A 1387-nucleotide genomic window follows, 5' to 3' on the forward strand; every position below is an offset into this window, starting at 1 on the left:
GGTATGGTAAGCTTATTAAGGATAAGTTCAATATCACTCTGAACATTCTTGCTCCGCAGATTGCCGGCGATCAGCTATACAAGACAAGATCGGCAGCAGGTAATTTGGGCGATCTCCTGATCGTCAACAACAATCAACTGGAAGAATTAATTCCAGCCGGTTTAATTATGGACCTCTCGGATAAGATCAAGAGTACGCCGAACCTGTCCAAATATGTGGACAATCATTTCAAACCTTTCAATGCAGCATTCGAAAAAGTAAATCCTAGTGGCAAGATTTATGCTTTGCCGACCTTTGAGGCCGATACTTCACCAACGACATACTCGGAACAAATTCCTTACTCAAGCCCAATTATGCCTTGGGATTATTATAAGGGCGTCGGAGCTCCCAAGCTGAACAATCTGGATGATCTTTTGAATGTACTGAAACAAATGCATGAGAAATATCCGAAGACTCCGGACGGTAAGCCGATCGCTCCAATCACGTTGTGGAAGGATTGGGACAGCAGAGGCACGATGGAAAATGCACGCTGGTTGAGCAATTGGTACGGTTACGAGCAGCCAGAAGGAACCACGACCATGCAGTTGAATGCAAAAGGCGACGTTGTGCCCCTCATCGATGACAACAGTATGTACAAGAAAATTCTGCAATTTTATTTTAAAGCAAATCAGATGGGGTTGGTTGACCCTGACTCGCCGACCCAGGATTGGAACAAAGTATCGGAAAAGCTGACCAACAAGCAGGTATTTCTCTTATGGTACTCATGGGAAACAGGGTTCTACAATACGATTGAAAGAGGTAAAAATGGTGACGGGAATGTGGCTATTCCGATTGCTGATACGCACATCATTCAGTCAAGTGATGCCTATTACGGAAATGGAAGAGCGTTTGCTATCGGTTCCAAAGCCAATGATCCCGATCGGATCATGGAATTCATGGATTGGTTGGCCTCTCCAGAAGGCTTGCGCTACTATGTGAATGGATTTGAAGGCTTCAACTACGAAAAGACGGCAGATGGTAAATTTAAACTGACCGAAGTAGGCCAAACCGCATTCCAGAAAAATACACCTGTTCCGGATCAGTACGGAGGCGGCGGATATCAGGACGGACAAAGCAAGCTCAATACAATGATCATCAGCGATTTTGCCAAAGATCCGATGACAGGGGAGTTTTATAATAGCAATTACTGGGCTGCAACAATTGAAGCGAATAAGACAGCGCTAACGACAGATTGGCAAAACACCTATAAAGCAGAAAACGCAACAGACTACTACCTGAAAAATAAGATGATCGATATCGTCCCCAATATTAATACAAGTCTGGGCAGCGATTCATCAGAAATTAAAAACAAACGCAGCCAGATTTCTGACTATGTAAAGAACACATC

The 1387-nt window shown here is 44.0% G+C and carries 1 protein-coding gene; it reads left to right on the top strand.

Features of this window, described 5'->3' with window-relative positions:
- A partial coding sequence (locus AC1DUA_RS37760) for a type 2 periplasmic-binding domain-containing protein (protein ID WP_477504588.1) occupies nt 1-1387 on the top strand: 1387 nt, incomplete at both ends.

This window comes from Paenibacillus sp. 01T422, from assembly GCF_056398785.1.